The 15,043-nt window shown below is 53.8% G+C and carries 11 protein-coding genes; 5 read left to right on the forward strand and 6 right to left on the reverse strand.

The window, feature by feature from the left end:
* Positions 1 to 48 precede the first annotated feature (48 nt).
* The 4 genes from rmuC to katE form a co-directional block, all read right to left on the reverse strand.
* Positions 49 to 1,569, reverse strand: a complete 1,521-nt coding sequence (gene rmuC, locus GW579_RS21865) for a DNA recombination protein RmuC (RefSeq protein ID WP_165061822.1) — start codon at positions 1,567 to 1,569, stop codon at positions 49 to 51.
* 157 nt (positions 1,570 to 1,726) lie between these two features.
* Positions 1,727 to 2,254 (reverse strand): DedA family protein, encoded by a 528-nt coding sequence (locus tag GW579_RS21870; protein WP_152324822.1) that lies wholly within the window; start codon positions 2,252 to 2,254, stop codon positions 1,727 to 1,729.
* Positions 2,255 to 2,448: 194 nt separating this feature from the next.
* Positions 2,449 to 3,210 carry a uridine phosphorylase gene (gene udp, locus GW579_RS21875; RefSeq protein ID WP_101079380.1) on the reverse strand — a complete coding sequence of 254 codons (762 nt, stop codon included), beginning with the start codon at positions 3,208 to 3,210 and terminating at the stop codon, positions 2,449 to 2,451.
* A 289-nt stretch (positions 3,211 to 3,499) separates the two neighbouring features.
* A complete protein-coding gene (gene katE / locus GW579_RS21880) occupies positions 3,500 to 5,782 on the reverse strand; it encodes a catalase HPII (RefSeq protein ID WP_165061824.1) in 2,283 nt (760 codons plus the stop codon).
* A 171-nt stretch (positions 5,783 to 5,953) separates the two neighbouring features.
* Here katE and GW579_RS21885 point away from each other — a divergent pair, with 171 nt between their 5' ends.
* Positions 5,954 to 6,784, forward strand: a complete 831-nt coding sequence (locus GW579_RS21885) for a dienelactone hydrolase family protein (RefSeq protein ID WP_165061825.1) — start codon at positions 5,954 to 5,956, stop codon at positions 6,782 to 6,784.
* Between the two features lie 91 nt (positions 6,785 to 6,875).
* On the opposite strand, the gene fsa is transcribed toward GW579_RS21885, so the two are convergent.
* On the reverse strand, positions 6,876 to 7,538 hold the full coding sequence (fsa, locus tag GW579_RS21890) for a fructose-6-phosphate aldolase (RefSeq protein WP_165061827.1): 663 nt from the start codon (positions 7,536 to 7,538) through the stop codon (positions 6,876 to 6,878).
* Positions 7,539 to 7,549: 11 nt separating this feature from the next.
* Positions 7,550 to 10,054 (reverse strand): phosphoenolpyruvate--protein phosphotransferase, encoded by a 2,505-nt coding sequence (ptsP, locus tag GW579_RS21895; protein WP_165061829.1) that lies wholly within the window; start codon positions 10,052 to 10,054, stop codon positions 7,550 to 7,552.
* Between the two features lie 351 nt (positions 10,055 to 10,405).
* Here ptsP and GW579_RS21900 point away from each other — a divergent pair, with 351 nt between their 5' ends.
* The 4 genes from GW579_RS21900 to GW579_RS21915 are packed head-to-tail and all read left to right on the forward strand — an operon-like array spanning position 10,406 to position 15,029.
* Complete coding sequence (locus GW579_RS21900) at positions 10,406 to 11,485, forward strand: PTS fructose transporter subunit EIIC (protein WP_165061831.1); 1,080 nt, start codon at positions 10,406 to 10,408, stop codon at positions 11,483 to 11,485.
* Positions 11,486 to 11,514: 29 nt separating this feature from the next.
* Positions 11,515 to 11,844: a PTS fructose-like transporter subunit IIB gene (locus GW579_RS21905; protein ID WP_152324816.1), complete on the forward strand. Its 330-nt coding sequence runs from the start codon at positions 11,515 to 11,517 to the stop codon at positions 11,842 to 11,844.
* Between the two features lie 16 nt (positions 11,845 to 11,860).
* The gene (locus tag GW579_RS21910) at positions 11,861 to 14,158 is read left to right on the forward strand and encodes a formate C-acetyltransferase (RefSeq protein WP_165061833.1); all 2,298 of its coding nucleotides are present in this window, start codon (positions 11,861 to 11,863) and stop codon (positions 14,156 to 14,158) included.
* On the forward strand, positions 14,124 to 15,029 hold the full coding sequence (locus GW579_RS21915; protein WP_152324814.1) for a [formate-C-acetyltransferase]-activating enzyme: 906 nt from the start codon (positions 14,124 to 14,126) through the stop codon (positions 15,027 to 15,029). Before GW579_RS21910 ends, GW579_RS21915 begins: the two co-directional genes overlap by 35 nt.
* Positions 15,030 to 15,043 lie beyond the last annotated feature (14 nt).

A 15,043-nucleotide genomic window follows, 5' to 3' on the forward strand; every position in this document is an offset into this window, starting at 1 on the left:
TCACTTATTGAATCAGTCCGACCCAGTGGAAACCTTTGCCAGCTTTAATTATTCACGCGGGTTCAGCGCCTGTTCTTCTTCCGCATCAGAGATATCGGGCAGAGATGCGGTATCTTCTGGTTCATTTTCCGCTTTCGCTATCTCAGCCAGAGAGGGGCTGATAGGCCGTTTAACTTCGACCCCCAGAGCACGGAAACTTTCAACCTGCCCGATAAGATTACCACGGCCTTGCGTGAGTTTATTCATCGCGGAGCGATAACTTCCCTGCGCTTTGTCGAGGCTTTGTCCCATCGACTCCATGTCATCCACGAACAACCGCAGCTTGTCATACAAACGGGCGGCGCGATCGGCAATGCGTTTGGCGTTCTGGCTCTGATGCTCATAGCGCCATAAATTACTGATTGTACGCAAAGCCACCAGCAGCGTTGTCGGGCTGACAAGCATAATATTGTGACGCAGTGCTTCGCTGATTAATTCTGGCTCCCGGTCGATAGCCAGTAAAAAAGCGGGTTCAACGGGGATAAACATCAGGACGTAATCAAGGCTGCGCAAACCGGGAAGCTGCTGATAATCCTTACGACCCAGCAAACGGATATGGCCGCGAACGGACGCGATATGCTCATTCAGCGCCGCTTCACGCTCGCTGTCATCTTCACTGTTGAAGTAACGCTCGTAGGCCACCAGCGTCATCTTCGCGTCGATCACCACGTCTTTATTCTGCGGCAGACGCACCACCACATCGGGCTGCATTCGGCTGTTCGTATCAACCTGAACGCTGACCTGCGTCTGATATTCGTAACCTTCGCGCAGGCCGGACGCTTCCAGCACGCGGCTGAGCACCACTTCGCCCCAGTTCCCCTGCGTTTTATTATCGCCTTTCAGCGCTTTGGTGAGGTTCACCGCTTCACGCGCCATCTCAACGTTCAGCTGTTGCAGGTTACGGATTTCGTGCGCCAGCGTGTGACGTTCACGGGCTTCCTGACCAAAACTGTCCTGCACCTGACGGCGGAAACCATCAAGTTGCTCGCGCAACGGCAGCAGAAGTTTGTCCAGGCTTTGCTTGTTCTGTTCGTCGGCCCGGCGACCATTTTGTTCAAAAATACGGTTGGCCAGATTTTCAAACTGGCTGCTCAGGCGCTGTTCGCTGTTAATCAGCAGGCGCTGTTTGTCTTCTGCCGCCATGCGCGTTTCGTCCAGCCGGGTCGAAACCTCGCGCAACTCGGCTTCCTGAGCGCTGTTAATTTCACGCTGGGCGCGTAATTCCTGGTTCAGCTGCTCGCATTCATTTTGCCAGTGAGCCAGCAATTGCAATTTCTCCTGGCTGGCTGCCGCCGCGCTGTGCAATTTGCGCAGCTCAAGTTCCGCTTCACGCATTTGCTGCTGAACGGCTTGTCGCTCATTTTTGTGCGCGTCATTTTCCGCCTTCATTTGCTCCAGCGAATGCTCCAGCAACCGGCGCTGTGTTTCGTACTCCGCCTGCTGCTGCTGTTGCCGCAAACTGGCGACCAGCCAGCCGACTAACAGGCCGATTAGCCCTGCGCCCAGGGCGTACAAAATACTGATATCCACGCGCATTCCTTCTTAAAATCACTTGCGGTCACGGTAATAGCAGGCTGTATGGATGTCCAGTCTATTTTCAGGGGCATGACGCCTTTGCGAGACGTCTTCCAAAAAGGAATTTCTCCCGCCCGCGCCGCTTGAAGACTTCAGCGATGCAGCGCAGGATTCAGAACCAGCGACTCAGCCATTGGATGCCAAAAGCGCCCGGCGCAAGAATGCCAAATGCCCAGATCAGTGCGGAGGTCACGTTGGCAATCTGGAAATATTTCTTTGGCATGCCACAGATCCCCGCTACCAGCGGCACTACGGCGCGCAACGGACCAAAAAAGCGGCCGATAAACGCGCCCGGCATGCCCCATTTTTCGAAGAATGCATGCCCGCGGATCAGCATTTGCGGATGGCGGGAGAACGGCCAGAAGTTGCCCACTCTGTCCTGAAAATGGTTGCCGACCCAATAAGAAAGCCAGTCGCCGAAGAAAGCACCCGCCGCGGCAGCGGCCCAGATGGGCCAGAAAGGAATACCGGTTTCGCCAATCAGCGCACCCAGCCCTAATAAGATAAACGTCGCAGGAAGCAACAGGGAAAGAAATGCCAGAGACTCACCAAAAGCCAGAAAGAAGACGATGGGCGCAGCCCACACCTGATGTGCGCGAATAAAGGTCGTTGTGTAATCCAGAATGTCGTGAACAGTCAAAAAGCAGTTCCTTTTGTCAGCGGTTTTGTGCCAGCGGCTTTTTATCAGCAGTTTTTTATCAGCAGATAAATAGCCGGATTGATAAATTATTCCAGACACTTTACTAACACGACCTTAACAGATCTGATTATCGGGACAAAAAAATGGGCCGCCAGAGGCAGCCCACAGATGTGATGTGTTTGTTTTAGTATTTTTTAGATCAGGCGACGGGCGGCTTCTACAACGATTTTCACCGCGTGGCTTTCGGTCTTTTTCATCGTTTCCGCGTCAGGAATTTCCTGCTGCGTGCGGTTTACGATAACACCGGCAACCATACCTGCGCGCAGGCCCTGGCTTGCACACATGGTCAGCAGTGTGGCGGATTCCATTTCATAGTTCATCACGCCCATTTCCTGCCATTCTTTCATCGATTCTTTGAAGCGACGAACAACGCGGCCAGAGAAGGTGTCGTAACGTTCCTGACCCGGATAGAAGGTGTCAGAAGACGCGGTTACGCCGATGTGCGTTGCAGCGCCAACAGATTCTGCCGCCGCGACCAGCGCCGTGGTACAGGCGAAATCGGCGACAGCCGGGAATTCCATCGGTGCAAAGTGCAGGCTCGCGCCATCAAGACGAACAGCAGCCGTTGTGACCAGAACATCGCCCACATTGATGTGCGGCTGAATAGCGCCGGTCGTACCTACGCGCAGGAAAGTCCGGATGCCCAGCTGTGCCAGCTCTTCCACCGCGATGGACGTAGACGGGCCGCCGATACCGGTTGAACAAACGATCACAGATTTGCCGTCAAGCTCAGCACGCCATGAGGTAAATTCGCGATGAGAAGCCAGACGCACCGGGTTCTCCATCAGTTTGGCAATTTTCTCCACGCGTTCCGGGTCGCCGGGAACAATCGCCAGCGTGGCACCGTTTAAATCTTTTTTGGCCAGGCCAAGATGGAAAACTTCAGGCTGAGACATAACAAACTCCTCTGTATGTAAGGTCATTTATTGGCAGGAGGAACACCCGGCAACTGTACTGAACATTGTGACGTTATTTCGTGACGGCAGTCACTATGATGTAACAACAAGAATCACGCATACATTTAATTTGTGACATAAATCACAAATTAAATGTATTACGCCGAAATTTTAACCAGACTGATACTTTGCAGGATGAAGTATTTTCCCGAACGGAAAAATAAAAGCAGGCGTTGCCATATCACTAATGAATGACGCCGCCTGCCAGTGAGGCTGATAAAAATTCAAGTCAGGCCGGAACCGCTCCGGCTGCCGCACTACGCGACCAGACGCGATGTTTAGCCATTTCTTTCAGGAACTCTTTCAGCAATTTTCCTTCCGCCTTTTCGCCCTCGATAATCCCGTCCTCCGGTACGTCATCCGTCAGCCCAAGCAGCGGTTTAAAGCGACGGGCGTCTCCGCTCAGCCCGATAACTTTCAAATGTTTATAGGCTTCAAGCACATAATGACGGGAATCGCCGTTCATCAGCAAAGCATCAATGTGGCCGTGAGGCACAATAACAGCGTCCACGGTAATCGACGGCGAACCGGCAAACGTGGCGTCTACTGGCAATGCCGAACCATCATCGGCAATTACATTTCCCAAATGGCTGGCCAGAAGTTTGGGATGAACACCGGCAGCCTGTAACGCCTGCAAGGTTTCCAGCACATCAGCCGCGTTGACGCCTTCGCCCAGCAGCACGGCCACCTGACGCCCTTTTATCGTCCCTTTTCCGCTGGCGTACAAACTCAGTGATGGATCGGCTTCCAGACCATTAACCGGTTTCGGAGGCTTAACCTTTCTTGTCTGCGCGGAAAGTGTGATGCCCAGATTTTTCGCGACGATGGCCGCCAGAGTCTGGTCAACGTGCGCCAGCAAATCCACCACGCGTTCGCGAATATACGGCCGAACCACTTTGGACAACTCAAAGGAGAATGCTCCGGCGATATGATCCTGCTCCACTGGCGTCTGACTCAGCCAGAACAGGCGCGGATGCGCATAGTATTCTGCGAAGGATTCACTTCGCTGCCGAATTTTTTCAGCATCAATACGCTCAGGGTAACTTTCAAATCCGCCTCCGGACGCAGCCGGTGGCGTTTCTCGCGGCCAGTTATTGTTGATGGAATTCGGCTCGTAATTCGCCGGATTGGTATCTACATCCTGCCGGTGCATCCCGTCACGCTGGAAGTTATGGTACGGACAGGTTGGCCGGTTAATCGGGATTTCATGGAAATTCGGCCCGCCCAGACGGCTGATTTGCGTATCGGTGTAAGAGAACAAACGCCCCTGCAACAGCGGATCATTTGTAAAATCAATGCCGGGCACAACATGTCCCGGATGGAAAGCGACCTGCTCGGTTTCCGCGAAATAGTTGTCCGGATTACGGTTGAGCACCATTTTCCCGACAAGCTCCACCGGCACCAGTTTTTCAGGGATCAGCTTGGTCGGGTCGAGCAAATCGAAATCAAACTTGAATTCGTCTTCTTCCGGGATCAGCTGAACGCCCAGTTCATATTCGGGATAATCGCCGGCTTCGATGGCCTCCCACAAATCGCGCCGGTGGAAATCGGCATCTTTCCCCGCCAGTTTCTGTGCCTCGTCCCACAACAGAGAAGCCTTACCCGCCAGCGGTTTCCAGTGAAAACGGACAAACGTCGCTTTCCCTTTGGCATTCACAAAGCGGAAAGTGTGGATCCCGAAACCTTCCATCGTGCGGTAACTGCGCGGAATGCCCCGGTCAGACATCGCCCAAAAAACGTTATGCAGCGTTTCGGGCTGGAGGGAAACATAGTCCCAGAAGGAGTCATGCGCGCTGGCACCTTGCGGAATTTCGTTGTGCGGCTCGGGTTTTACGGCGTGGACAAAATCAGGAAATTTATGGGCATCCTGAATGAAGAAGACCGGCGTGTTATTACCGACCAGATCATAAATCCCTTCATCGGTATAAAACTTGGTGGCCCAGCCGCGAATATCACGAACCGTATCTGCTGACCCTTTCGAGCCCTGCACCGTCGAGAAACGCACAAAGACCGGCGTTATCTTTTTCGGGTCGGAGAGGAAACTGGCTTTCGTTAGCGCTTTCAGGCTGCGGTAAGGCTGGAAATAACCGTGCGCGGCGGCACCGCGCGCATGAACGATACGTTCAGGTATCCGCTCATGGTCAAAATGGGTAATTTTCTCGCGGAGGATGAAATCTTCCAGCAGCGTCGGCCCACGGCTGCCTGCTTTCAGCGAGTTCTGGTCATCAGCAATTTTGGTACCCTGATTGGTTGTCAGCGGCTGCTTCTCGCCATTTTTTCGATGTCGCTCCAGCGCATCGAGTTTGGCGTTGGTGTTCTCCGGGCTTTTGGCACTGCCGGAGGCGGTCGGTTCTTTGCCGGGCGGCGTGGGTTGCGGTGAAGCCTGATAAGCGCTGTCGGATGGCGCGAGATTGCCCAGGCCCGGCTGAGAAGATTGACTGCCTGTGGCAGGGGCTCGGCTTACCGATTTTGACTCACTTTTCTTGGTCGTTTTAGACGGTGATTTCGACATTGAACATGACTCCTCATGAAAGATTCGGACGTTCTATGGTTCTTCCCTGACATATTTCCTGCATAACTTTTAACTATAGAACATCTGTTCTGCCTTGCTGTTCCAGCTTTCCGGCTATAGTTTTAATCCATAGAGCCAGATTTCCGTATGGACACTTGCATGGAGACCACGATGAAAAAAGAAGAAGAATTACTGACACTGAAACAGGCTCCGACCAGCTTTGCCCCTGCCGTGACACCGGTTGCCAGCACGACTATTCATACCGACACCGACGGGCTTCACGCGGGTCAGACGACCATTCCTTCGCAGGGTGAAGATCTTCCCGCCTATCTCGCCCGGCCGGAAAACTTCTCCGGAAAATTACCAATCATTCTCGTGGTCCAGGAGATTTTTGGCGTTCACGAACATATTCAGGATGTCTGCCGCCGGCTGGCAAAACAAGGATATCTGGCTATCGCGCCTGAGCTGTATTTCCGTCAGGGCGATCCACGCAATTACACCGAAATCAGCGAGCTGTTCGAAAAACTGGTCAGCAAAGTGCCGGATCAGCAGGTACTTTCCGATCTCGACCACACCGCGCATTGGGCATCGCAGCACGGCGGGGATATTTCCAAACTCGGGATTACCGGTTTCTGCTGGGGCGGCCGGATCGCCTGGCTGTATGCGGCGCACAACCCTCAACTGAAAGCGGGCGTGGCGTGGTACGGAAAACTGGTCGGCAACAAAACACTGACCAGCCCGACCAACCCGGTTGACCGTGCCGCCGCGCTTGATGCGCCGGTGTTAGGTTTGTACGGTGGTCAGGACACCGGCATTCCGCTGGATACAGTCGAAACTATGCGGCAGGCTATTCGCGCGGCCAATGCGACGGCGGAAATCGTAGTGTATCCGGATGCCGGCCATGCGTTTAATGCAGATTACCGCCCGAGTTATCATGCCGAAGCCGCCACCGATGGCTGGCAGCGTATGCTGGATTTCTTTGCACAGTATGGGGTGAAATAAAAAACACGGTGTGAAGTAGACAATCAAAAGTGAAACAAATAAAAAAACCCGGCCGGGTTCCCTGTCGGGTTTTTTGTTGGCTTTCAGAAGGTTATAACGACAACTTCCCGAAGGCGCCCTGCCAGTCCTGTTCAAATTTCTCGACGGCTGCCTGCACCGCAGGCGCGCTGATGAACTGCTCCGCCACGTCCACCGGCATGGTGACCGACTGACATCCCGCCAGCAAACAAGCCAGCACCTGGCGCGGCGTTTTAAAGCTGGCGGCCAGCACTTTGGCGTGCGGTGCATGAAGCGACAGCAATTGCTGAAGCTCAGTCACCATCGCAATGCCGTCGCCACCCTGCGCGTCCAGCCGGTTAACATACGGCGCGACATATTCTGCCCCGGCCAGTGCCGAAAGCAGCCCCTGACCTGCGCCATACACGGCGGTTCCCAGCGTTGGAATTTTTCGGGTACGCAGGATTTTAATGGCTGCCAGCCCTTCCGCCGTGACCGGAACTTTCACCACCAGCCCAGGAACGCGTGAATGAAGCAATTCGGCTTCTTCAACCATTTGTTCAGCCTGATTTGCCAGCACCTGCGCAAACAGTTTTCCTTCTCCGCCTAAAGCTTCACGCAGCGCGGGCAAAACTTCCCATAATGACGTCCGGGCTTTTGCCACAATGCTCGGATTCGTCGTCACGCCCTGCAACGGCAAAATACGGGATAAACGTTTTACTGCGCTGATATCAGCCGTATCCAGATAAAGTTCCATACCCTCTCCTGTCAGAGTTCAAGTTCTTGTTTGAGCAGTGCTTCTATCTGCGCTGCTGTCGTTGAATTCATCAGCGCGTCGCGAAAACTGTCGTGCATGATTCGTCGCGCCAGCTTTGAGAAAATCCGCATATGCTGGTCGCCCGAAGCATGTTTATTCAGCGTCAGCATGATGACAAACTGTGCTTCTTCCTCGCCCCACTGCACCGGTTCAGGCAACTTCGCGACGCTGATCGTCGATTGTTCGATATGTTCTGATTTGGTATGCGGGATAGCAAAACCGAAACCCAGTCCGGTCGAAAATACGGCTTCACGCGCCCAGACGTCTGCTGCCAGTTTTCGCGGATAGCGACAACGTCCGGCCAGCATCAGGTTATCGACCATGCCTTTAATCACTTCCTCTTTGCTGCGCCAGTCCGCATTGAGCGCTACGCATTCTGTGGTGATCAGCGGTGCATCGTTCACAGCCATACGGAACTGCGCCAGCAAATGTTCAACCTCAAGCGACGTGCGGCACTGCATCGCACGGTTGAGCAACTGACGGCATTCCCGGCTGTCGAGATTTGCCAGACGCGCTTTCGTCACCGGCACCGACGGCGCACTCATGCTGATTTCATCCAGCCCGAGGCCGACAAGCAGCGGCAGTACGGAACCTTTTGCACCCAGTTCGCCGCATAAGCCAATCCATTTCCCGTGGTGATGAACTTCGCGTACGACGTGGTCAAGACCACGCAGGAATGCCGGATTCAGGCTGTTGTAATGACGGGTAACCTTGGTGTTATCCCGGTCGACGGCAAGCAAGTATTGCGTCAGGTCATTGCTGCCGATGCTAAAGAAATCAATCTCTTCACAGCACTGATCGATGATGAACATTACCGACGGCACTTCCAGCATGATCCCCAGCTGAATTTTTTCATCGAACGGGATTTGCTCACTGCGCAGCGACTGTTTGGCTTCCGCCAGTTTCTCTTTCACCCATAAAATCTCTTCCATCGAAGAAATCATCGGGATCATAATTTTCAGCGATCCGTGCGCGGAAGCACGCAGAATTGAACGCATTTGCGTATGGAATAACGGCAGGAATTCCTGATAAATACGCACTGCGCGATAACCGAGGAACGGGTTATTTTCGGCAGGAATATTCAGATAATTGACCGGTTTATCGCCCCCGATATCCATGGTGCGGACGATAATGGTTTTGCCTTTAGCCGCTTCTGTTGCCTGGCAGTAAATGTTGTATAACTCGTCTTCGGAAGGCGCACTGGCGCGATCCATATACAGCATTTCTGTACGGAACAGCCCGACAGCTTCCGCGCCATTGTCAAATGCCGCACAGGCTTCCACCGAGTGGGCAATATTGGCCGCGACTTCAAGACGCACGCCGTCGGCGGTATAACCCGGTTTATCCAGATATTCGCTTTGCTGATTGCGCAGTGCCTGATGCACCGCCTGTTCCTGACGATAATAGCGCCTTACCGGCTCACTGAGCGCACAAGCCACCAGCCCGAGATCGCCGTCAATCTGCACATCCTGCCGCAGATATGCCTGTAATGGCTGCGGATCGACCCCAACCAGCGTGGGAATATTGAAAGACCGCGCGAGGATCACCGTGTGCGATGTGCTGCCACCGCTGCCGAGCAGTAATCCTTTAAGGTGTTGTTTATCCAGTTCGAGAAACTGGCTTGGCGTCAGTTCATCCGCCAGACAAATGCTCGCTTCACTCAGTTTTTGCTGGGATGCAAAACAATCCTCGCCATAGATTTGCTGCAACAGCTGGAAGCTGACATCACGAATGTCCAGTTCGCGTTCACGCAGATAGGCACTGGAAGATTGCGCCAGCTGTTGGCTGAAATGCTGAGCTGTTTCCACGATGCTTTGCGCGCAACTTTTTCCTTCCATGACATGCTTATGCAGCGCGTCACGCAGGCTGTTATCACGTAGCAAAGAACGATGCGCCTCCAGCACCGCGGTCACCGTGCCATTCCCTGCCATCAGCTGAAGTTCGATAGACTTCTCCAGCCCTGTCAGCCCGTGAGAAAGTAAACTCTGTTCTTTATCCGTACCTTGCGTCTCGGGTAAATCCGCCAGCGTCGCCAGATTCACGCGGGCAAGGCTGACCAGTTTCCCCAGCGCGCAGCCTTCACTGACGGAACGGGCGCGAAAGACCAGCGGAGAAAGATTTGCCAGAGATTCAGGAAGAGGTTCCCGCTCCGCCTGATCATCATGTTCAGGCAGGGCTTCATCACACAGCGGAAACTGGTGTTCAATAAAATGCGCCAGCGCGGCACAGGCGGCCTCTTCATCTTCCCCTTCCACGGTGACGTGACATTCATCACCCAGCAAAATATCCGCGCCAATCAGCGACAGAACACTTTTGCCATCGGCTTTGCGGTCAGAACGGACATTGTGCCAGTGAAAAGAAGAATCAAATCCATTGCACAGCGTTTCAATATGGCTGGCCGGACGGGCATGAACACCATTTACCAGTACGCAGGTGAAGCTCAACTTCTTGGTCATTTCTGAATCCTCATCCCAAATTCCGGCGGATAAACCGGCTCATTGCAGGATAAGAGTCGCGCGGGCCAACTTGCTACCAGACAAAAATGACAAACACTGGACAAATGTAATGTCCGTCGCTTTTTGCGAGGCAGCTCACATTGAGTTCTGACGTAAAAACCTCTCCCCGACTCGGGTTATTTGAACCTGCTCGCATTTTTGAACTGAGCTTACAAAAGTCCAGTAAAACACAAATTTGTCCACTATTAGCGCCCCTGACGGCGGCCTATTGTGGTCGTCAATATCCTTTCAGCTTCCGAGGTTTTGCTGAAAAGGACGTTCCGTTATTTTCGCCCGACACCGGAGCCCACCATGAAAGAATTGCTTAATATTCTGAAAAATACCCGTCAGCACCTGATGACCGGCGTATCCCATATGATCCCTTTTGTGGTTGCGGGCGGCATTCTGCTGGCGGTCTCCGTCATGCTTTACGGCAAAGGCGCCGTGCCTGACGCAGCGACCGATCCGAATCTGAAAAAACTGTTTGATATTGGTGTGGCCGGTCTGACGCTGATGGTGCCTTTCCTGGCGGCTTACATCGGTTATTCCATTTCCGACCGCTCTGCGCTCGCGCCCGCAGCCATCGGTGCCTGGGTCGGCGCTTCCTTTGGGGCGGGCTTCTTCGGCGCGATCATCGCCGGTCTTCTCGGGGGGATCATCGTCTTCTATCTGAAGAAGATCCCGGTGCCGAAGATCCTGCGTTCCGTGATGCCGATCTTTGTGATCCCGATTATCGGTACCTTACTGACGGCGGGCATCATGATGTGGGGGCTGGGGGAACCGGTCGGGCTGCTGACTTCCTTGCTGACCCACTGGCTGCAAGGTCTGCAGCAGGGCAGCATTGTCGTGCTCGCCATCATTATGGGGCTGATGCTGGCCTTCGATATGGGCGGCCCGGTCAATAAAGTCGCCTACGCCTTTATGCTGATTTGCGTGGCACAGGGCGTTTATAGCGTCGTGGCAATTGCCGCAGTTGCTATCGCTACACCACCGCTGGGGCTGGGTTTCGCCACGCTGATTGGCCGTAAATACTATTCCACTGAAGAACGGGAAGCCGGAAAAGCCGCCCTGCTGATGGGTTGCGTCGGCGTCACTGAAGGCGCGATCCCTTTCGCCGCCGCCGACCCGCTGCGCGTTATTCCTTCCATCATGATGGGTTCTGCCTGTGCCGCCGTGACCGCCGCACTGGTTGGCGCGCAATGCTATGCCGGCTGGGGCGGGCTGATTGTTCTGCCTGTGGTGCAGGGAAAACTGGGCTACATCGGCGCATTGCTGGTCGGCATGGTGGTGACGGCTCTTTGCGTCAACCTGCTGAAACATCTGGCTGCCAAAAAACAATCCGCTAAAAAACATCCGGAATCCGACCTGGATCTGGATTTCGAAATTAACTGACCTCAGACGTAAAACCAAAGGTGAAGATCATGACCAAAATTATTGCTGTAACTGCCTGCCCTTCCGGCGTTGCCCACACCTATATGGCGGCGGAAGCCATTGAACGCGCGGCGAAAGCCAGAGGCTGGGAATGCAAAGTCGAAACTCAGGGCTCGATAGGCCGGGAAAATGAGCTGACCACGGCCGATGTCGCGGCTGCAGATATCGTGATCCTGACCAAAGATATTGGTATCAAACAGGAAGAACGCTTTAAGGGCAAAGTCACCGTTCGGGTCGCCATCAGCGATGCCGTTAAACGCGCTGATGCCATTATGGAAAAAATCGCGGCACATCTCGCCAAAGCCGCTGTCACGGACTGAAAGTAAGGAGAACAGGATGACTTCCCGCATCGAACGTCTGAAAAATGCGCTTTTCGCTAACCCGCGTGAAATCTCGCTGGAACGGGCTCTGTTATACACCGCAAGTCACCGTACGACTGAAGGCGAGTCCACGCTTTTGCGCCGGGCAAAAGCGACAGCCTGGATCCTTGATCACGTTGAAATTACCCTGCGTGAAGACGAACTGATTGCCGGCAACCGCACCGTCAAACCGCGAGCGGGGATCGTCTCTCCTGAAATGGACCCTTACTGGCTGCTTAAAGAACTGGATACATTTTCCACCCGTCCGCAGGATCGCTTTACGATTTCTGAGCAGGATAAACAGATTTACCGCGAACAGCTTTTCCCTTACTGGGAATCGCGCTCGATGAAAGATTTCATCAACAGTCAGATACCGGAAGACGTCAAAGCGGCTACCAAAACACAGATTTTCAGCATCAACCAGACCGATAAAGGCCAGGGGCACATCATTATTGATTACCCTCGCCTGCTCAGCGGTGGTCTTGATAACTTAATCGCTGAACTTAAACAGCATGTTAACGACGCGCCGGATAATGCGTTTTATCAGGCGGCACTGATTTTGCTCGAGGCTTCGCAGCGGCATATTTTGCGTTATGCGGCGCTGGCAGAGCAGATGGCGCTGGCATGCAGTGATCTGCAAAGAAAGGCTGAACTCGAACGTATTGCCCGCAAATCGCAGCATATTTCCGGCAATAAGCCGCAGGATTTCTATCAGGCCTGTCAGCTGTTCTGGTACATGAATATTATTTTGCAGTACGAATCCAACGCCAGTTCGCTATCGCTCGGACGCTTCGATCAGTACATGTTGCCGTTCTATCAGCATTCCCTTTCACACGGCGAACAGCCGGAGTTTTTGAAAGAGCTGCTGGAAAGCCTGTGGGTGAAATGCAATGACATCGTGCTGTTACGTTCGACGTCGAGCGCCCGGTATTTCGCCGGTTTTCCCACGGGTTATACGATTTTACTCGGCGGTTTAACGGAGACGGGGCGCAGCGCGGTCAACGTGTTGTCATTTCTGTGTCTGGACGCTTATCAGAGCATCTGCCTGCCGCAGCCCAATCTTGGTGTGCGGGTCAACGAACTCATCGACCGTCCGTTCCTGCTGAAAACAGCCGAAACTATCCGTCTCGGCACCGGCATTCCGCAAATCTTCAACGATGAAGTGGTGGTTCCGGCCTTCCTGAACCGCGGCGTGAACCTCGAAGATGCCCGGGATTATGCGGTCGTCGGCTGCGTCGAATTGTCTATCCCAGGGAAAACGTACGGGCTGCATGACATCGCGATGTTCAACCTGCTGAAAGTCATGGAGTTAACGCTGCATGAGAACGAAGGAAATTCTGCGATTAACTATGCTGAGCTGGTGGAACAGATCCGCCAGAAAATCAGCCACTACGTGAAACTGATGGCGCAGGGCAGCAATATCTGCGATATCGGCCACCGCGACTGGGCACCGGTTCCGTTGCTGTCGTCTTTCATTGAAGGTTGCCTGAAAAGCGGGAAAGACATTACTGCTGGTGGCGCGCGCTATAATTTTTCCGGCGTTCAGGGCATCGGCATCGCAAACCTCAGTGACTCACTGCATGCGCTGAAAGGGATGGTGTTTGATCAGCAACTCCTGAGCTTTGATGAACTGCTTGCCTCGCTGAAAGAGAATTTCGCCAGCGAAGAAGGCCGCGCGATCCGCGCCCGCCTGATCAACCGCTTCGAGAAGTACGGCAACGACGTCGATGAAGTGGATTTAATCAGTGCCGATTTGCTGCGCTATTACTGCAAAGAAGTCGAGCAGTACCGCAATCCGCGCGGCGGCCAGTTTACACCAGGCTCCTACACCGTCTCTGCACATGTGCCTTTAGGCGCAGTAGTCGGAGCTACACCGGACGGTCGTTTTGCCGGTGAACAACTGGCCGACGGCGGCCTTTCGCCTATGCTCGGGCAGGATCATCAGGGGCCAACCGCGGTACTGAAATCCGTCAGTAAGCTCGACAATATGCTGCTCTCAAACGGCACTCTGCTGAACGTGAAATTTACGCCATCAACGCTGCAAGGTTTGCAGGGTCTGAATAAGCTGGCTGATTTTCTCGGCGCCTTCACCCGGCTGAAATTACAGCATGTTCAGTTCAACGTGGTGAATGCCGAACAGTTGCGTGAAGCGCAAAAGCGTCCGCAGGATTTCGCCGGATTAGTGGTCAGGGTCGCCGGATACAGCGCGTTCTTTGTCGAACTGTCAAAGGAGATTCAGGATGACATTATCGGTCGCACCGCACACCAGCTCTGACCTGCGGATCCCCATGGTCAACGGAGCTTGTGAAACCGCTGAAAAATCCCCGACGGGGCGCATTTTTAACATTCAGCGATTTTCTCTCAACGACGGTCAGGGGATCCGCACGATGGTTTTCTTCAAAGGTTGCCCGCACCGCTGCCCGTGGTGCGCTAACCCGGAATCCATGTCGCCCCGGATCCAGACCATCAAACGTCAGGCGAAATGCCTGAACTGCCGGACCTGTTTGCAGGATCCGCAGGAATGCCCGAGCGGCGCACTGGAATATGTAGGCGAAGACATTACGCTGCCAGCGCTGATGTCCCGCCTGCTCAAGGATGAAGTTTTTTTCCGATCATCCGGCGGTGGCATCACGCTTTCCGGTGGCGAAGTGCTGATGCAACCGGTTTTTGCCCGCGAGTTGTTGAAGGAATTACAGGGCCTCGGGATCCACACGGCCATTGAAACCGCAGGCGATGTCCCGCGGGATCATTTGCTTTCGGTGGTTGAACACTGCGATCAGGTTTTATTTGATTTCAAAATCATGGAAGCCACGCTGGCCCGCACCCTGCTCAACATGAATCAACCCCGGGTGCTGGAGAATTTTCAGGCGCTGACCCAGCGCGATGTGGAACTGCTTCCGCGCGTTCCCCTGATCCCTGGCTACACGCTGACACAGGAAAATCTGCGTCAGATCCTGGATTTCCTTAAACCCTTCAACTTAAATGAAATCCATCTGTTACCCTTCCACAAATACGGAGAAGCAAAATATCCGTTATTAGGAAAAACCTATTCGATGCACAAAACACTGGTGCCGGATGCCGTCGCACTTGCGCCATTGCGCGCAATGGCTGAAAGCGATGGGTATACCGTGACGATGGGCGGGTAAAATTTCCAGCTACG

Source organism: Rahnella contaminans, from assembly GCF_011065485.1.
Taxonomy (GTDB): domain Bacteria; phylum Pseudomonadota; class Gammaproteobacteria; order Enterobacterales; family Enterobacteriaceae; genus Rahnella; species Rahnella contaminans.